Annotated in this window: 13 protein-coding genes and 1 pseudogene; 7 read left to right on the top strand and 7 right to left on the bottom strand. The window is 68.9% G+C overall.

The genetic code is table 11. The features are described from left to right. Positions 1 to 86 precede the first annotated feature (86 nt). From GA0070614_RS29475 to GA0070614_RS29465, 3 genes are all read left to right on the top strand, one after another. Positions 87 to 1,241 (top strand): sensor histidine kinase, encoded by a 1,155-nt coding sequence (locus GA0070614_RS29475; protein ID WP_088979010.1) that lies wholly within the window; start codon positions 87 to 89, stop codon positions 1,239 to 1,241. Then, the gene (locus GA0070614_RS29470; RefSeq protein ID WP_088979009.1) at positions 1,238 to 1,840 is read left to right on the top strand and encodes a response regulator transcription factor; all 603 of its coding nucleotides are present in this window, start codon (positions 1,238 to 1,240) and stop codon (positions 1,838 to 1,840) included. The genes GA0070614_RS29475 and GA0070614_RS29470 overlap by 4 nt, the downstream gene beginning before the upstream one ends. A gap of 281 nt (positions 1,841 to 2,121) precedes the next feature. Then, positions 2,122 to 2,964 (top strand): aldo/keto reductase, encoded by an 843-nt coding sequence (locus tag GA0070614_RS29465; RefSeq protein WP_088979008.1) that lies wholly within the window; start codon positions 2,122 to 2,124, stop codon positions 2,962 to 2,964. A gap of 205 nt (positions 2,965 to 3,169) precedes the next feature. Here GA0070614_RS29465 and GA0070614_RS29460 read toward each other — a convergent pair whose 3' ends face one another. Continuing rightward, positions 3,170 to 3,853, bottom strand: a complete 684-nt coding sequence (locus tag GA0070614_RS29460) for a TMEM175 family protein (protein ID WP_197701369.1) — start codon at positions 3,851 to 3,853, stop codon at positions 3,170 to 3,172. Between the two features lie 220 nt (positions 3,854 to 4,073). Here GA0070614_RS29460 and GA0070614_RS29455 point away from each other — a divergent pair, with 220 nt between their 5' ends. After that, positions 4,074 to 4,373, top strand: coding sequence for a hypothetical protein (locus GA0070614_RS29455; RefSeq protein WP_231933441.1), 300 nt, complete (start codon positions 4,074 to 4,076; stop codon positions 4,371 to 4,373). 246 nt (positions 4,374 to 4,619) lie between these two features. Here GA0070614_RS29455 and GA0070614_RS29450 read toward each other — a convergent pair whose 3' ends face one another. Then, on the bottom strand, positions 4,620 to 5,636 hold the full coding sequence (locus tag GA0070614_RS29450) for a mechanosensitive ion channel family protein (RefSeq protein WP_231933440.1): 1,017 nt from the start codon (positions 5,634 to 5,636) through the stop codon (positions 4,620 to 4,622). Between the two features lie 330 nt (positions 5,637 to 5,966). Continuing rightward, positions 5,967 to 6,041 (bottom strand): annotated as a pseudogene (locus GA0070614_RS31725) (hypothetical protein); the annotation flags it as partial. 1,034 nt (positions 6,042 to 7,075) lie between these two features. Here GA0070614_RS31725 and GA0070614_RS29440 point away from each other — a divergent pair. Further along, positions 7,076 to 7,561 carry a hypothetical protein gene (locus tag GA0070614_RS29440; protein ID WP_088979007.1) on the top strand — a complete coding sequence of 162 codons (486 nt, stop codon included), beginning with the start codon at positions 7,076 to 7,078 and terminating at the stop codon, positions 7,559 to 7,561. A gap of 60 nt (positions 7,562 to 7,621) precedes the next feature. Here GA0070614_RS29440 and GA0070614_RS29435 read toward each other — a convergent pair whose 3' ends face one another. Then, complete coding sequence (locus GA0070614_RS29435) at positions 7,622 to 7,873, bottom strand: hypothetical protein (RefSeq protein ID WP_088979006.1); 252 nt, start codon at positions 7,871 to 7,873, stop codon at positions 7,622 to 7,624. Then, positions 7,870 to 8,157 (bottom strand): DivIVA domain-containing protein, encoded by a 288-nt coding sequence (locus GA0070614_RS29430; protein WP_088979005.1) that lies wholly within the window; start codon positions 8,155 to 8,157, stop codon positions 7,870 to 7,872. Before GA0070614_RS29430 ends, GA0070614_RS29435 begins: the two co-directional genes overlap by 4 nt. A gap of 265 nt (positions 8,158 to 8,422) precedes the next feature. On the opposite strand from GA0070614_RS29430, the gene GA0070614_RS29425 reads away from it, so the two are divergent. Further along, the gene (locus GA0070614_RS29425; protein WP_088979004.1) at positions 8,423 to 9,313 is read left to right on the top strand and encodes a helix-turn-helix domain-containing protein; all 891 of its coding nucleotides are present in this window, start codon (positions 8,423 to 8,425) and stop codon (positions 9,311 to 9,313) included. Then, positions 9,306 to 9,512: a DUF397 domain-containing protein gene (locus GA0070614_RS29420; protein ID WP_088979003.1), complete on the top strand. Its 207-nt coding sequence runs from the start codon at positions 9,306 to 9,308 to the stop codon at positions 9,510 to 9,512. The genes GA0070614_RS29425 and GA0070614_RS29420 overlap by 8 nt, the downstream gene beginning before the upstream one ends. A 112-nt stretch (positions 9,513 to 9,624) precedes the next feature. Here the strand turns inward: GA0070614_RS29420 and GA0070614_RS29415 are convergent, their stop codons facing one another. Both GA0070614_RS29415 and GA0070614_RS29410 read right to left on the bottom strand, forming a co-directional pair. Continuing rightward, positions 9,625 to 11,514 (bottom strand): GmrSD restriction endonuclease domain-containing protein, encoded by a 1,890-nt coding sequence (locus GA0070614_RS29415; protein ID WP_088979002.1) that lies wholly within the window; start codon positions 11,512 to 11,514, stop codon positions 9,625 to 9,627. Positions 11,515 to 11,602: 88 nt separating this feature from the next. Next, positions 11,603 to 14,773, bottom strand: coding sequence for a type I restriction endonuclease subunit R (locus GA0070614_RS29410; protein ID WP_231933439.1), 3,171 nt, complete (start codon positions 14,771 to 14,773; stop codon positions 11,603 to 11,605). Positions 14,774 to 14,786 lie beyond the last annotated feature (13 nt).

Here is a 14,786-nt window from a genome sequence, read left to right as displayed (position 1 = left end):
ACGGCCGGCCGTCAGTGCAACCACGTCACGGCTACAAGTGACGCGGTGTCACTGGTCGTGGCCCATAGCCGCCGGATACTGAGAAGGTGACCGCACGATCGCCGCGCTTCACCGAGTCGACGCAGGGGAGGCTGCGCCGGCTCAACTTGGCGACATCCCTGCCGCCGGTCGTCATCGCCGCTGTGGTCCTGCTCTACACCGACGCGCGTACCTGGTGGCACCTCCTCGTTCTGGCCCCGGGAGCCGTGGCGGCCGTGGTGGCCTTCGAGCGGTGGACGGCCAACGACCTCGCCCGGTTCGCACCGCCCTGCATGCTCGTAGCGGGAGTGGTGTGGCCGCTGGGGGTGCTGGTGACCGGCAGTCCGAACGCCTACTGGGGGGTCTGCGCCGTCGGTTCGCTCGCCCTGCGCGAGGTACGGCGGTATCGGGCTCTGGCGATCGGCGGGCTGTTCACCTACGTCGCCGTCATCGGCGCGGCGCGGCTGCTCGTGGAGCGCGATGACGTCGGCGGTGTCTTGGTCACCTACGTCCTCGTTCCGACTGTCCTCACCGTCGTGGTGACGGTCTTGACCGTGGTGGGCGAGCGGTTCTACGACCTCATCCGGGAACTCGAGCAGACCCGGGAACGCGAGGCGGAGCTGGCCGTGGTCCGGGAGCGCGTCCGGTTCGCCAGCGACCTGCACGACATCCAGGGCCACACGCTGCACGTGGTGAAGCTGAAGATCGCGCTGGCCCAGCGGCTGCTGCTCCGCGACACCGCACGCGCGGAGAAGGAGCTGCGGGAGACGTACGCATTGGTCAGCGACACCATTGCGCAGACCAAGGAACTCGCCTACGCCCAACGGCGGCTCAACCTCACCGCGGAGATCGAGAACGCGAAGAACCTGTTCGAGGCCGCCGGCATCCGGGTCCGGGTGACCCGGGAGGCGGAGGTCGACGCCCGCGTCAGCGAACTGCTCGGCCAGGTGCTGCGCGAGACCACCACCAACATCCTGCGCCACGCCCAAGCCACCCACGTGCAGATCACGCTCTGCGACTCAGGCATCACCATCGTCAACGACGGCGCGAGCGCCGACACGCCGCCGCAGCTCAGGGGACTGTCCGCGCTGCGACAGCGGGTGGCAGGAGACGGAGGCGAGCTGATCGTGGAGCAGCACGAGGGACGCTTCCGGACAGCCGCGACGTTCCCGCCCGCTCGTGGCGCCGCGACCCCACCGACCCCGAAAAAGGACGGTCGATGACGACCATCGTGCTCGCCGACGACGAGGTACTGCTCCGTACGGCCCTCGCCGCACTGCTGCCCCTGGAAGGCGACATCACCGTCCTCGCCGAGGCGCAGGACGGCGAGAGCGCCATCGAGGCCACCCTGCGGCACCGCCCCGACGTCCTGGTCATCGACCTGGAGATGCCCGGCGTGGACGGTCTCGGCGCGGTCGCGGAGATCCGCCGTACGCGACCCGAGCAGGTGGTCCTCATGCTGACCCGGCACGCCCGCCCCGGCGTGCTCCGCAAGGCCCTGAGACTCGGCGTCCAGGGCTTCGTCAGCAAATCCGCCGAGCCGGCCCACATCACCTCCGTCATCGCCACCCTGCACGCGGGCAAGCGCTGGATCGACCCGGACGTGTCCGCGCTCGCCGTCACCGACGACTCCCCCCTCACCGACCGCGAAGCCGACGTCCTACGGGTCACCGGCGAGGGCTACTCGGTCGCCGACATCGCCACCCGACTCCACCTCGCGCCGGGAACCGTCCGCAACTACCTCTCCAACGCCATGCGCAAGACCCAGACCCGGACCCGCCACGAAGCGGCCCGCTACGCCCGCGAACACGACTGGCTGTGAGCGGACCCTTCGCCGAGCGCAACTCCTGACCGACCGACGGCCGGTCCGCATTACGGCGTGGCGGCCAGCACCGACCGGCCAGTGGCGATCAGGACAGCGTCCCAGCGCTCGTCGGGCACGTCACGCGGGTTCCTGAGGAGGTTCCTGCGGTGACGAAATGCGGCCACCTGCCCTCTGCACAGCGAGGGCCTCGCGGAGAGGTCCGCAACGAGGTGTGCTGCCTGTCGCAGCGGGTAACGCAGGCAACCCACTGGGTGCCCAGGCTCCGGAAAGGTCACGACATGACCCTCGCTGCCGACGCGATCGAACTGCCGTCCGGCCAGACGATGCCCGTGCTCGGCCAGGGAACCTGGTACCTGGGCGAGCGCCCCGCGAGTCGGCAGGACGAGATAGCCGCCCTACGCACCGGGCTCGACCTGGGCATGACCATGATCGACACTGCGGAGATGTACGGTGACGGCGCCTCCGAGGAGCTCGTCGGCGAGGCAATCGTCGGACGACGCCCGGAGGTCTTTCTGGTCGACAAGGTGCTCCCGTCCAACGCCAGCCGACGGGGTACCGTGCAAGCCTGCCGCCGCAGCCTGCGACGACTCGGCGTCGACCACATCGACCTCTACCTGCTGCACTGGCGTGGCACGAATCCACTCGCGGAGACGATCGAGGCGTTCGCCGAACTCGTCGACGCCGGCGACATCGGGCAGTGGGGCGTGAGCAACTTCGATCTTTCCGACATGACGGACCTACTCGAGGCGGGCGGCAGCGCCTGCGCGACCAACCAGATCCTGTACAACCTCACCCGCCGCGGTCCCGAGTACGACCTGCTGCCGTGGCTACGCGAGCACCGTATCCCGGTGATGGCGTACTCGCCGATCGAGCAGGGCCGACTGCTCGGCCACCCCCAAGTCGCCGAGACCGCCGCCCGGCACGGGGTCACGCCCGCTCAGGTGGCGCTGGCCTGGCTGTTGCGGCAGGAGAGGGTCGCGGCCATCCCTCGGTCGTCCAACCCCGAACACGCCCGGGAGAACGCGGAAGCGCGCGACCTGCAACTGAGCGAGGAGGACGTGGCGGCACTCGACACGGCGTTCCCGCCGCCGGCCGGCCCGCAACCGCTGGAGATGTTGTAGCGTCGCCGACCGTTTCGGCGGACGGCACCGGTCGAGGTCGGCGCCATCGGCTCGAGAGATCCGACGGTAGTCCACCCGGATTCCCCCTTCGCACGGATTACGGCGGATACCCGCGCCCGCCGGGGTGAAACGGCGGTTCGCCCGCCCGCAGCCGGGGGTGGCAGAGGGCGATCCCGACGAGGGCTCCCAGCCGGTCGTCTGACCGTCAGCTCCCCGACGCCGGGGGGCGATGCGCGAACCGGCGGGCGAGAGGCACCTGGGTCAGACCGGCGCTGGTGACGGCGTAGAACACCGGCAGCACGACGAAGATCGCCAGGCCGGCGAGCGGTGCGACCAGGTAACCGATGAGCCCTGCGGCGACGTAGAGGATGATCCCGACGAGTGCCCGCACCCGCTCGGCGGGGAAGTGCCGTTCACTCACCCCTTCCCTGAGCAGGTCCTTGCGCCGGGACAGATAGTGGAAGAACGCCAGCCAGCTCGCGCAGAGCAGCGCGCCGACCAGCGCGTAGAAGGCGACGGCCACGCGTTGGTCCTGCTGGTCGTGCTCCTGCAAGGCGTCCGAGACGACGGCGGTCGGGAACGGCAGCAGCGCGGTGGTGAACAGAACGAAGAGGTTCACCCAGTGCAGCCCCCGATCGCTCTCCTTGAGGCGATTGAACGCGCCCTTGTGGTTCAGCCAGACGACGGCCACGTAGGCGTACGAGGCGAGATAGGCGGCGTAACCGGGCCACTGCTCCAGCAGCCCCGACAGCAGGCGACCGGGCGGTACGTCCGGCACCCGGAGATCCACCACCAGTAGCGTGATGATGATGGCCAGGACGGCGTCGCTGAACGCTATGGCACGGCTGGTGTCCGACCGGGTGCCGAGGTCGTCGGTTGGCCTCTTCACGGCCGGTGGCTACCCACCGACGCCCACGATAACCGGCTCCTCGCAACCGGACCTGTAGCACGAACATTGGCCAGGACCGAGCGACCGACAGACGCCTTGGTACGCATCACGACGACGACCGTGGGCGAAGTCCGACCTCTACGCATGGACGACGGCCGCACGGATCTGCAGCCAGACACGGTGCTCGGGCACGAGATCGCCGACGGTCTTACGGCGGTGGGTGACGACGGCGACCATGCCCGCCCGCGCACGCAGCGAGTACGAACCCCGCCAGTTGCACGCACAGGACATCAACCTCGAGATCAGCCCGGACGCCACGCAGTGGCTGGCCAACCGGGGCTACCAGCCCGAGTACGGGGCGCGGCCACTGCGGCGCAGCATCCAGCGTGAGTGGGAAGACCGGCTGTCGACGCTGCTGCTCGATGACGGGGCGAATCCGGGCGACACCATCGAGGTCAATGTCGTCGGCGGCGAACTCGACCTCTCGATCCGGCCCGCCGCCGTGCCGGCCGGCACATGATGCCCGTCCGTCTGTCGTCATCGAAGGCCTGCGGAACAGCTTGCCAATGACCTGCTCCTTCCTCGGGAATGGACGAGGTCCGGGGATCGCGGCAGGTTACCGGGGGTGGACGGCTGACCGGCGCCGGCCGGAAAGCGGGCGCAGGACCCGCGACGGCGGGTAGCCGGTCGCACCTCCGGGTGCCCGCCGCACCCGCGCCGTGTTGACCGGTGACCGGGAACAGGAGTGAGCCGGCGGTGTGCGGGCTCAGGGGTGGTACTCGCTGCGGGTGCGGGGCAGCCACTCGGGGTGGTGGTCGCGCAGGTACCGGATGAGGCCCTCGCGGACGTCGCACCGGAGGTCCCAGGCACTCGGCCCGTCGGCCGCCGATGCCTGGACCTGGACGACGACGGTCTGGGGCGTCGCATCCACCATCTGCAGCACCCACTGGTGCCGGTCCCACAGGGGTGACGATTCGACGATCCGCCTCGTCTCGGCGCGGAGGTCGTCCAGGTCGGCGGTGTGATCGATGTGGAGCCGGGTCTCGCCGACCACCCGCGTCTCATGCCGGGTCCAGTTCTGGAAGGGGTGCTCGGTGAACCAGGTAGTGGGCAGGATGAGCATCCGGTCGTCCCAGAGCCGGATGACCACGTTGGTCAGCTTCACCTCCTCGACGCGCCCCCACTGCCCGTCGACCACGATCACGTCCCCCACGTGGAGTCCGTCGGCGAACGCGACCTGGATGCCGGCGAAGGCGTTGCCGAGCGCGGTGCGTGCGGACAGGCCGAGCAGCGCGCCGACGACACCCGCCGAGGTGAGCACGGACAGCCCGATGGTGCGCAGCGGAGGGAACGTGGTGAGGATCAGGCCGATCGCCACGACCGTCACCACGACCGAGGTAAGGCGCCGTACCGGTCGGATCTGGGTGCGGGCGCGGCGGATCCGGCGGTCGGCCCGCGTCTCGTTCGGCAGCCGGCTGAACGCGGCCATCTCGGCGATGTGCAGGGCGCGAAGCACCAGCCACGTCACGCTCGCGATCAACAGCACCATGACGACGCGCCGGACGATGTGGGGTTCCGCGCCGGGGTACGCGCGGATTCCGACATACAGCGCCGCGAGGAGCAGCACGGCGACGGCGGGGCGTCGGGATGCGCGGTACAGCGGCGCGAGCAGCCAACGGTAGCTACGACCACCGGCCCGACGCTGGACCAGCACGCCGGCCAGCAGGCCCGCTGCGACAACCAGGGCCACCGCGACTACCAGGACGATCCTCGTGGTGATCAACCGACTCTCCTGCCACCGGCGACCGTCATCGGGCACTCCCGTCCGTTCCGCTCGCGGTCACATGGCGCGTCGTTCTCGCCCTCGCGGAGCCCCTCGCGGAGCCGTTCCAGCGGCGGGCGCATGTCATGCTGCGTGGGTCACGACTGGCCCAGGTTGGTGACCAGGTTCACGGCGACGGCCAGGATGCCAGTTCCGAAGGTGTACGAGAGCAGCGCGTGCCCGAGCGGGATCCGGCGCATGCGACTGCTGGTCGGTTCGTTCTCGCCCGGGGGCGTAGGACATGCCGACCGCAAAAGCGGCGTACGCGAAGTCGGCGTACGCCGGTGGGTCGTCCCGCTTGCAGTCGATGCCGCCGTCGTCGCGGTAGTACAGCCGGGCGTACGTGAACGCGAAGACCTTGTTCACCAGCGCCCCACCCCCAGACGACGATCGTGCCCGCCGCGATCGTCCAGATCACCAGCGGTGTCAGCTCCGGCGCCCCGACCAGCGCGGTGGCCGCCCCGGCGACGACACCGACGGCCGACGACCACAGGGCACGCCTGACCGACTGCAGGCGTCCCCACGCCGGTCCTCCCGATCGCTGCTCCACCTGTTCAGCGTTCCGGCTCGACCGGGTGGCGCAGGGCAAACCCCGAGCGATCACCGGATCGGGCTGCGCCCGAGGGTGGCGAGTCGACGGCGATCCACGCTCGAAGGCGCCTCGCGGCTGGTCCCGCATACGATGCTCGATGAGCCAGACTGTCGCCGTCCGGCCGCCGATGAGACGGCGCCCGACTGCCGATCCGGCAGGCCAGGCCTCTTTTGATCTTGCGCGCCCGAAGGGACTCGAACCCCTAACATCAAAGACCACCGGCCGCACCGCCGCACGCAGATGGCGACGCATACTCCCCACCAACCGGCCCGCAGGCCAACCCCACGGCACACCACCGCGCGGCGCCGCACTGTCCGTCACCACCAAAGCCCGCCAGTGCCCACAGCACCGGGGCGATCCGGCCTCCAACTGCGGACCCTGCCGCTCCGAACGCCTCGCCCCCTCGACAGAACCATTGACGCTGACCGAGCGTGATGGCTAGGACGTCTTCTCACTGCGGGAAGTCGGCGCGCTTTGTGCGACCTACCCGACACCTTTGAATTGGCCACGTATGCGCGCCACGGTCAGCGAATGCCTGCCCAGGTCGAACAGGTCGTCGTGGATGTCACGATTTTGATGAGCCTGCGCTCCGTCCCGACCCCACATCGACCCCCGTCGCCCACGGTCCCGGCGACGGTTCCGCCTGGTGGCAACGCCGCCTTCCCCGCGCCGGACCTGCGACGGCGCTGACGGATGCCGTGCGGATCAGGCTAGGAGCGGCGGCGACGCGCGTAGCTGGCCCGAACGGGCATGATCTTGCTCGGAACACCTGATCTTGCCTGTCGTACACCTCGGGCAGGATCTGGGCATGACAACGCACCACCCCACCACCCGTAGCCTGGTCTACGGCCACGCTCAGCTGCACGACTGCCTCGCCTTCGCCGACGCCAGCACCGCCGCCGAAGAGGCGGCGGAGATCCAGGCGCTCGCCGCCGCCCGCACCTGGGGCGAAGCCCGCCAGGTCCGCATGACGCACCTGTGGAACCCCGCCGGCCCGGAGTGCTACGAGCCGGAGGACGGATACCCCGACGACCGGCCCTTCGAGATCAACGAGGTGGGCTCGGTGGTGGAGGGCGACTGGCCGCCGATGGTCACCGCACGCGCCTCCGAGCTGCTCCCCCGGGACCTGCAGCGCCAGTTCGGCAGCCGCGAGGGCACTGCGCTCAACGGCGACTATCTGGAGATCCCGCTCGACCGGGAAAGCGATCTGGTGGCGGCGCTGCGCGAGCGCGGCTACGAGGTCACCCGCGACGACAAGCTCATCAACGTGCTCGACGGCCCACTCGCCGGCTGACTGATCCCTCCCCCGCACTCGGCCGTCGGCTCCGCTGGGCATCTCCGGTCTACACCGTGCTCAGCGGCGCAGGCGGCGGGAGCAGGTGCCGTCGTGGTCGGCGCGGAGCAGGCAGCGCCGGCCACCGGGCATCAGCAGGTCGCAGAAGACCCGATGACGGACGTTCTGGTTGTCCTCGTCGGACACGGTGATCTCGCCCGGGTCGGTCTGCGGCAGCACCTGCAGCCAACGCCCGGCCACCCGGGCAAGCCGCTGCGCCGCCGGCAGGTCGGGGGCGACGACGGGCAGGTGGATGACGTAGCGCCGGGTCATGCCTCGGGCCCCTGGGCGGCGCGGGTGCGGGCCTGCTCGGACTGCCAGCGACGCAGCGCGTCCTTGATGACGGCGGTCTCCCGGCGGCTGGCGGCCAGGGCCGCGTAGACGGTGGCCATGTCACCGGCGACCCGGTCGAGGAAGTCGTACACATCGGCCGGGTCCAAGCCGCGGCGTCCGAGCCCGACCGACTTGAAACGGCGCTCGCGCACCTGCCACGGCAGCAGACTGGTGTACGCCAAGGAGCGGTAGGTCGCCCCCGGTCGCTGGTTGCGGCCGCTCATCTGCTGCCTGCCTCCCCCTCGTGGACTGGAAGGGGTGAACCCGACCGCCCTCCCCGCACGCACGGGCTCACCCCGCCCTGCCGCCGCAGCTTGCGATCAGCGGTACGACACCAGGGCCTGTGGTCATCCTGTGACCGACCGCATCATCGATGCAACGTTCCACAGCAGAATTCTGCCCAGAAGCATTGACTTTCTTTGTTGCTATCGATATCTGTTGCATGGGCAGGCGACGCAGTGTTGCGACATGGAATCGAGGAGTGCCCGAGTGACCGAGGACGTCGGATCGACCGTGCCGCGCCGGCAACTCGGCCGGCTGCTGCGGCAGTACCGCACCGAGGCCGGCGTGACCCTTGACGCCGCCGCCGAAGCTCTCGAATACAGCCGGCAGAAGATCTGGCGGATCGAGTGCGGCATGGGCCCGGTCCGGGTGCTCGACGTCAAGGCGATGTGCGAGCTGTACGGGGTATCCGCGGAGATGACCGAAGCGATGCGCGGGCTCGCCACGGAGACGAAGTCCAAGGGCTGGTGGCACGCGTACGGGGACGCGGTGCCGAGCTGGTTCGAGCTGTACGTGGGGTTGGAGTCCGCGGCCGCCTCACTGCGTCAGTACCAGGAAACTGTAATTCCGGGACTGCTGCAGACCCGTGAATACATCCAAGCGCTCGCCCGTATTGACCAGCCGGCCGCGACCGACGAGGAGCGCGACCACGCGGTTCAGGTACGCCTCCAGCGACAGAGCCTGCTGACCCGTCGCCTGCCGCAGCCACCCAGGTTGGACGTGATCGTCTCTGAGGCCGTCCTTCGACGCCGGGTCGGCGGAGAGACGGTCATGACTGGTCAGCTCAGCGCGCTCGTGAATGCTTCCGAACGTCCCAACATCTCGCTCCGGGTGGTGCCGTTGGCTGCGGGTCCGCACGTCGGTGCCGTGGCCGGCTCGTTCGTCATCCTCGACTTCCCCGCCACCAAGGGCGGCCGGGCCACACCCGAGCCGTCCGTCGTGTACAGCGAATCGCTCACCGGGGCGCTCTACCTCGACAAGCCTGCGGAACTGCAGGCCTACGAGGCCGCGTTCGCGAGTGTCGCTCGCCTGGCACAAGGTGAGGCAGAATCGAGAGACACGATCAAGAGGATCACCGGGGAGATGCGGCATGACTGACCTCAGCGGCGCTGTGTGGCGCAAGAGCACCCGCAGCGGCGGCAACGGCGGCGAGTGCGTCGAGGTCGCCACCAACCTCCCCGGCATCGTCGCCGTGCGCGACTCCAAGGACCCGGACGGGCCAACGCTGACGCTGCACCCACAGGCTTGGACGGCCTTCGTCAACGGCACGAAGCACGACGCGGCCGCGCGCCAGTGACGGTGTGCGGATCCGCATCCGGACCGGATGACAGCGCGATCGGACGGTAAGGCTCGGCAGCGCACCCGACAGAACTGTCGAGTGCGCTGCCGAGGTCGACGACGCCGGTCAGTCAGCTACTCACAACCGACACGATCACGTCAGTGTCCTCCGGGTCGTCGGCTTCGTCGGCGAACGCCTCCGGTGCCTCCTCACCGCCCGTCAACGCTCCCGCCTCGACGTCCTGCTGCGCCCGCTTCCCCATTGCCTGCTCGACCAGCCCGAGCAAGGCACGCCGACGAGCCAGGAAGAACGCCTCGAAATCGGCGTGCCGCAGCGCCTTCGTGTCGATCAGGTGGGCACCGACGATCGCGTCCAGTTCGTCGGAATCAAGGCCGGCGGCGGTTTCGAGCTTCCGCATATAGGTGGCGGGCGAAGCACCGCCGATGAGCAGGTTGGTCTTCGCCGCCAACGGCGTCTTGTTGACGATGCTCTCGCGCAGGTTCCGCGGAACCTCGTTGTCGTTGCACCACTTCTTGGGAAAGATGTGGTGGATGTCGACATCGAGGGCCAGGTACTGGGTGTAGTCGAAGGACTTGTTGAAGCGCCAGTCCTTGGCTCCCTGAGCCATCAGCAGCGCATGCAGACCCTTGTAGGCGGCTGACTGCCGGGTGCGCAGGGACAGCAGACGAGACTCGGCGAAGGTCGCGGCCGATACGGTGGCCGGGACCGGAACGTCGGTGTTGCCGGATATCCCCGCTCTCGCCCAGCCGGGGACCTGGTCCACGTCTCGCGCGAAGCGAGTCTCGGTGGCACCGCCGTACAACTCACCGAGGATGCCGCACCAGAACCACTGGCGGAGACGGTTGCGGACGCCGTAGACATCCGCCTCCTCGCCGAGGATCACCCGGATCACGGCCAGCGGCACGAGCTGTGTCGGGTACGGGATGTCCCGCGCGCGGTGGATGTGCTCGTCGCGGAGGAACTGGGCCACCCACACCAGCGCGGCTCTAACCTTGTCGGCCCAGGCGAGGTAGTCACTCAGCTCCAGCCGCAGCACGTCCTCCTTCCGAGCGGACGTGAACGACTTGCCGTGCGCAGTCACCAGAAGCGTCACCGCCTGGAGGAAGTCGGTGTTGCGAATCCCGTGCAGCACCGGATGCGCGGCGATGACCTGATCCGTCAGTTGCCAGTCATCGTTGAGACGGAAGTCGTCGCCGTGCTGGGCGAAGTATGCGGCGTCGCCGGCGAAGGTCGCCGTCAGCAGCTCGAAGACGTTGAGGGGAAGGCCACCCGTGTTCACCTTCTCGAAGACGGTGGCAACCGCGCCCTTGGTGGTCGACCTGTCCAGCTCGATGGCCGGGATCTCGTAGCTCTGCATGGGCGTGAGGATCTCGGCTTGGAAGCGGTGGATGAGCGCCATTCGGGCGGCCCCGTCCCCCGTCGCGCCCGGGAATTTCCACAGCCAGTCCAGTTGCCCAGGAGTGTCGTAGACGAGCCGGAACGGGAAGAAGCCGTGCACGCGTTCCTTGTCCGGCGTGGAGACGTCGAGGCGGATGTCCTTACCGAAGTTGGTCCGCTCGATGCCGTCACCCGGCATGGTGACGATCGCCTCGTCCCGGCGCGCCGGGTCTTCGAGGGCGCGTGCGATGTCGATGTAGAAGCGCCGCTTCACCTGCTTCTTCCTCGTGTCCTCGGTGTCGACCACGCCCGAGCCGGTCAACGACTGGTACAGCGACGTGAGACGTTGCTGCCCGTCGAGGAGAAGCAGGTCGGGACTCTCCTGTCCCGCCTCCGGCGGCGTACCCTCGATCGCCTTCGGCTTGAACCGCACCTGGTCGTTACCTGTCTGCAGCAGCATCAGCACGCCAAGCGGGTGCCCCAGCGTCACCGTGACGAGCAGCGACCGAACGCGCTCCTCGTCCCACTTGTAACCACGCTGGAAGTCGGGCAGTTGGATGGTGCCGTTGCCCGCCTGCTCCAAGAGCTTGGACAGCTTGTACTGCGGCGTCTGGAACCCCACGATGCTCCCTGATAGGTGGGTGGACAGTTTCCTTGCAGCGTCTGGTGCGACGTGCTCACGGACGGAGGCGTTCGACCGCTGGGCCCGTTCAAGCCGCAGGCGACCACTCTTCGGCGAAGGTTTCGGTTTGCTGGAGCACCCGTCGAATGGCCTCCTCTGCGGCGTCCGGCGGGTAGCCGTGAACGGCGAGCAGGCGCTTGATGGTGGAGCGAAGCTTGGCGCGTACGTCGTCGCGGGAGGTCCAGTCGACGGTGATGGACCGGCGGACGGACGCCACCAGGTCGCGGGCGATGCCGGCGAGCTGCCCCTCCCCCATCTCGGCCAGGGCCGATGCGTTGTCCGCGACTGCGTCGTAGAAGGCGAGTTCGTCGTCGGTGAGCGCCGGGCTGAACTGCTGCCCACGGTTGGCCTCCGCGCTCACCTCCTTCGCCATGGCCACCAGCTCGGCGATGATCTCGGCGGATGTCAGGTTCTGGTTGGTGTAGCGGCGCATCAGCTCGACCAGACGCGCGGAGAAGGCTTCCTGGCGCACGATGTTGTGCCGGGTGACCTTCCGCATGGTCTGCTCGATGGCCCGCCGCAGCGCCTCGATGGCGAGGTTCGGCGTCTTGGAGGCACGCAGCTTCTCCAGGTACGCCTCGTCCAGATGAGACAGGTCGGGCCGGTCGATGCCGGCGGCCGCGTAGATGTCGGTGACCCCACCGGCCTCGATGACGCCGGCGGTGAGTTCCCGCAGGTATAGTGCCACCTCGGCGGGAATGGGCATCCCCCGGGACCGGCGGTCCTCCACGTCGTACTTGGCCATCCAGACGCGTACGGCCTGGAAGAAGGCGATGTCGTCGCGGAGGTCGTTGATGTCGCCGCTGCTGGCGCAGAGCGCGTAGAGCCGGTCGAGCTTGGCGGCGGCCTGCCGGAAGCGTTCGGCGAGGGTCGGCTCGCCCGGCTCGGGCTGGTTCTCCGGCAGGCTCGGGTCGCGCAGGTGGTCGATGGTGCCGAGGACCGCGTTGGTGAAGGCGTTCTTGGCGTCGGAGTTCAGCACGCCGCGCCAGTCGTACCCGGCCAGGATCGTCCCGCAGAGGACGCCGTGCAGGTCCCGGACGCTGGCGACCGCCTCGCCGGTGTCCCGACCGACCGGCTTGGTGTCCTGGTCGCTCTTGGTGTATTCGGCGAGCGCCTCGTGCAGGCTCTGAGTGATCGGCGCGTAGCCCACCAGCAGGCCGTCCTGCTTGCCGCGGAAGGTCCGGTTGACCCGGGCGAGGGCCTGCATCAGCGCCGCGCCGCGCATCGGCTTGTCGAGGTAGAGCGTGTGCAGCGGTGGAGAGTCGAACCCGGTGAGCAGCATCGACTGGACGATGATGAGTTCCAGCTCGTCGTCGGGGTTCTTCGCCCGGTTCCGGATGACCTTGGTCTGCGAGGGCCGCCGCACGTGCTTGCGGATGTGCGGCTCGTCGTCAGGGCCGCCGGTGTAGACCACCTTGATCTTGCCGAGGTCGTCGGCGTCGGAGTGCCAGCCCTCGGGCAGCCGCGCGATCATCTCGTCGTAGAGCCTCGCGCAGATGTCCCGAGTCGCGCACACGATCATGGCCTTGCCGGGCCCGCCGATGTACTTGCGCATCTGCTCGGAGCGCGCCTGCCAGTGCTCGACCAGGTCGGCGGCAAGAGCCTCGACCCGGTGGGGGGCGCCGTAGATCGCGTTCATCACCGCGACCGTGCGCTGGATGCGGGCCTTCTCGGCGTCGTCCAGCCCGGCGGTCAGCGTGTCGGCCCGCTCGTCGATCGTCTCCGGGTCGATGTCCGCCGGCAGGTCCACCGGGATGAGCCGGCTCTCGTGGTAGACGCGGACCGTCGCACCGTCATCGACGGCCCGGGTCAGGTCGTAGATGTCGATGTAGTCGCCGAAGACGGCCCGGGTGTCACGATCCGCCTCGGAGATCGGCGTGCCGGTGAAGGCGATCAACGTCGCGTGCGGCAGTGCGTCACGCAGGTGCCGGGCGTAGCCGTCCAGGCTGTCGTAATGGCTGCGGTGCGCCTCGTCGACGATCACGATGATGTTGCGCCGGTCCGACAGCAGCGGATGCTTGCGGCCCGCGTCCCGCTCATCGCGGGTACGGCCGAACTTCTGCAGCGTCGTGAAGATGATCCCGCCGGTGCGCCGGTTGGTCAGCTCGTTACGCAGGCTCTCCCGGGTGACCGCCTGCACCGGCCGCTCCGGCAGCAGCTCGCTCGCGGCGAACGCCTCCAGGAGTTGCTCGTCCAGATCGGTACGGTCGGTGATGACCACGATCGTCGGGTTGCCCATGCTCGGATGGGTGGCGATCTGGTGGGCGTAGAACTCCATCTCCATCGACTTGCCGGAGCCCTGCGTGTGCCAGACGACGCCGGCCTTCCCGTCGCTGCGGGTCGCCTCGACGGTCTTGCGGACGGCCTTCTCCACCGCGAAATACTGGTGCGGCTTGGCGATGCGCTTGAGCGCCCCGCCCCGCGCTTCGGCGAAGGCGACGTAGCCGTGCAGCAGGTCCAGGAACCGGCGCGGGGTGAACAGCCCATACAGGGCCAGGTTCAGCGCCAGGTCGTCGTCACTCTGTGGCGGCTGCGGCACCGGTTCGCCATTTTCGTCGACGTTCCACGGCGCGTAGTGCTCCAACGGCGTGAAGGCGGTCCCGTAGCGAGCGGTGATGCCGTCCGACACGACGCAGACGACGTTGGCCCGGAAGGCCAACGGCAACTCCTCGACGTAGGTGCTGACCTGGCGGTGGGCACCCCGCAGATCGGCGTACGCGTCGCCGGCCTTCTTCAGCTCGACCATCCCGACCGGCAGGCCGTTGAGGTAGCAGACGACGTCGAACCGCCGTTTGTGGTCGCCCTCGGTGACGGTCACCTGGTTGGCGACCAGGTAGTCGTTGGCGGCCTCGTCGCGGAAGTCGACCAGTCGGATGGTCGGGTTGTGCTCGGCACCGTGCCGGTCGGTGTAGACGATGGACCGGATGCCCTTGACCATCAGCTCGTGCAGCCGGCGGTTTTCGGTGACGGCGTCACGAGACCGGGCGCTGAGCACTTGGGCGACCGCCTCGTCGACTTGGGCGGGTGGAAGCTGCGGGTTGAGCCGGGCGACGGCGTCGCGCAACCGGCAGGGCAGGATCAGCTCCGCCCACGACTCCCGCTCACCAGTTCCCGGCGCGATCGAGGATCCGGCTGCGAACTCCCAGCCCATCTCGGCCATTGCATCCAGCGCCAACGCTTCCCACTGCGCTTCGGTCATATCACGCAGATGC

The sequence above is a fragment of the Micromonospora coxensis genome (assembly GCF_900090295.1).
Classification (GTDB): domain Bacteria; phylum Actinomycetota; class Actinomycetes; order Mycobacteriales; family Micromonosporaceae; genus Micromonospora; species Micromonospora coxensis.
This window is presented reverse-complemented; position numbering and strand designations above follow the sequence as displayed.